The organism is Mycobacterium sp. 1245852.3 (assembly GCF_001669335.1).
In the GTDB taxonomy this organism is placed as follows: domain Bacteria; phylum Actinomycetota; class Actinomycetes; order Mycobacteriales; family Mycobacteriaceae; genus Mycobacterium; species Mycobacterium europaeum_A.
Window position 1 is genome coordinate 1 of sequence record NZ_LZLL01000598.1, and the last position, 2620, is coordinate 2620.

Consider the following 2620-nt stretch of genomic DNA (forward strand, 5'->3'; position numbering starts at 1 on the left):
AGGCCCTGTGGCGCAGTTGGTTAGCGCGCCGCCCTGTCACGGCGGAGGTCGCGGGTTCGAGTCCCGTCAGGGTCGCCAAGCGCGGCGAGGCACTCGCTGCCTTCCGGCCAGGTAGCTCAGTCGGTACGAGCGTCCGCCTGAAAAGCGGAAGGTCGGCGGTTCGATCCCGCCCCTGGCCACCATGGATATGCGACTTCTCGATGTTGCGCGGCGTCAAACCACGTAGGGCGCAATCAGAGTGGTGGCACCCAACACCACCAGCCCGATCAGGAACGCGACGATCGTGAACCCCATCACCTGCCGGACATTCAGTTTCGCGATCGCGAGCAGCGGCAGCAACCAGAACGGCTGGATCATGTTCGCCACCCCCTCGCCGACGGCGACCGCCATGGACATCAGCCCGAGGTAGGCCGGCGAGGTCTGACCGACCGCCCGCGCCGAATCCACCGCGATCGGGCCCTGCACGGCCCAGTGCCCGCCGCCGGACGGCACAAACAGGCTGATGATCAGCGAGCCGATGAAGGTCAGGAACGGCAGCGTGTACTGCGTCGCGCCGCTCACCAGCCCGTGGGCCAGCAGCGTCTGCAGGGGCACGGCCTTGCCGCCGGCGTGCGCGGGCGCATACCCGAGCAGGGCAACCAGACCCCCGTAGAGCGGGTACTGCAGCAACAGCGGACCGGATACCTTGGCGGCGCCGGTGAAGGCCCGGATGAACCGGATCGGCGTGCGGTGCAGCAACGCACTGGTGATCGTGAACAACATGATCATCGACGAGATGTTCAGCGCAAAACCGCTGAGGCAGAAGTAGGCAACGCCCGCGGCGAACACGAGGACGTTGAGAATCCACTGGTTTTCCAGCCATTCGGCGAACGATCGCTTGCCCTCGGCCTTGGCCTCGGACCGGCTCTCCTCCTCGAACACCGCGGGATCGGGCGCCAGGCGCTGCGTTGGCTGCATGCGCCAGATCGCAAGCGCGAGCAGCGCCAGCACGACGAGCACCGACAGCCAGCTGTAGGGCTCGAAGATCGTCAGCTTGAGCGGCACCGTGGCCCCAGTCATCTTGTGAATGACGTTGATTGGGCTGCCGTCGTCCGTGTTCGCCAGCGCGATCGACGACGACAGTCCCTGCGTCCAGACGATGAAGCCCATGAACGCCGCCGCGATGAGGTAGCCGAAATGTGTGTCGGTGCAGCGCTTCGCGACCTGGCGGGCGATCAGCGCGCCCGCGACCAGCCCGAGCCCCCAGTTCAGCAGCGACAGTGCGGCGCTCACGCCGAAACAGAGCAGGGCGCCCTGCACCTGGTTGCGCGGCTTGCTCGCGATGTGGACGATGGCCCGTTTCAGCACCGGCGCCTCGGCAAGCGTGTAGCCGGTCACCAGGATGAGGACCATCTGGAAGGCGAAGGTGAAGATGTTCTGCGATCCCCACACGCCGCCGTACCACGCCCTGAGCATGCCGCCCGCCGAGGCGCCCTTGACCAAGAGCGCCACCAGCGCGGCGACGATGACGGTGAGGATGACCGCGAACAGGTAGGGGTCGGGCATCAGCCGTTCGACGTATCGGACACAGAGCGCGGTGAAAGCCTGGATGACGCCGCGCCGTCCGGGTTCGGGTTCTTCTCCTGACGCGGTTGGCCGTTCGGCCTCGGGTGCCTCGGTTGCGGCCTTGGGTTCTTCGCTCGTCGTCATCGACCTGCCCTCGCGTTCTCTGGCCAGCTCGCGTTCGACCGCGCGCATTGGCTGATCGTAATGGCGGAACCGATGAGGTCTGAACCTGACGGCAGATGTCGTGGCTATGAACTGTCCGTGGCCACCACGTTGCGATCCGGGGCGACGGCGTGCCCGGGCAGACGACGGCCGGCGCCTGCAGCTACTTGAGCATGCTTCCGGCGTCGACGGTGACCGGAAGCCCTGTGATGTAACGCGATTCGTCGGATGCCAGGAACAGCACCGCGTTGCTGATGTCCACCGGCTCGACCCAGCCGACGGGCAGCACGTGCATGAACTGCGCGGCGACCTTGAGGTCGTCCGGGCCGGGTGCCTCCAGATCCGGCCGGAACAGCTTCATCGTCCCCTCGTTCATGAACATCGGCGTGTTCACGTTGGTCGGGTGAACGGAGTTCACCCGGATGAAGTGCTGGCCGAGTTCCACGGCGAAGGCTCGCATCAAGCCGACGACGCCGTGTTTTGCGGCGATGTAGTGGCCGGTGTGCGGGTAGGCCTTCAGGCCGCCGACCGAGCTGGTCAGAATGATCGACCCACCCTGGCCCTGCGAAATCAGATGCGGCACACCAGTTTTGACGGTCTTCCAGACGCCGGAGAGGTTGACGTCGATCATGTCTCGCCAGTCGTCTTCACTGGTCTTGTCCAAAGTCTGTCCGCCGTTGCCGATTCCGGCGTTCGCGCAGATGATGTCCAGGCGGCCGAGCTGTTCGACTCCGCTGTCCACCACGGCCTTCAGGGCGTCGTAGTCGCGCACGTCGACCTCGGCGGTCACGATGCGCCGGTCGAGGCCCTTGATCAGGTCGGCGGTCTCGGCCAGGTCGTCGGGCGTCGAGGGTGGGATCTCGCTGCTGCTGCTGATCGGTGCGCAGATGTCGACGGCGATGATGTCGGCGCC

General features: G+C 66.0%; 2 protein-coding genes and 2 tRNA genes. 2 read left to right on the forward strand and 2 right to left on the reverse strand.

The window, feature by feature from the left end; translation table 11 throughout:
- Window position 1: 1 nt before the first annotated feature.
- Both A9W96_RS27955 and A9W96_RS27960 read left to right on the forward strand, forming a co-directional pair.
- Window positions 2–78: transfer RNA gene (locus tag A9W96_RS27955), tRNA-Asp, on the forward strand.
- 27 nt (window positions 79–105) lie between these two features.
- A tRNA-Phe gene (locus A9W96_RS27960) sits at window positions 106–182 on the forward strand.
- 31 nt (window positions 183–213) lie between these two features.
- Here A9W96_RS27960 and A9W96_RS27965 read toward each other — a convergent pair.
- Together A9W96_RS27965 and A9W96_RS27970 are read right to left on the reverse strand one after the other, a co-directional pair.
- Window positions 214–1590, reverse strand: coding sequence for a TIGR00366 family protein (locus tag A9W96_RS27965; protein WP_067144490.1), 1377 nt, complete (start codon window positions 1588–1590; stop codon window positions 214–216).
- A 280-nt stretch (window positions 1591–1870) separates the two neighbouring features.
- Window positions 1871–2620, reverse strand: a 750-nt coding sequence (locus A9W96_RS27970) for a mycofactocin-coupled SDR family oxidoreductase (RefSeq protein ID WP_067144489.1), incomplete at its 5' end; no start/stop codon positions are given.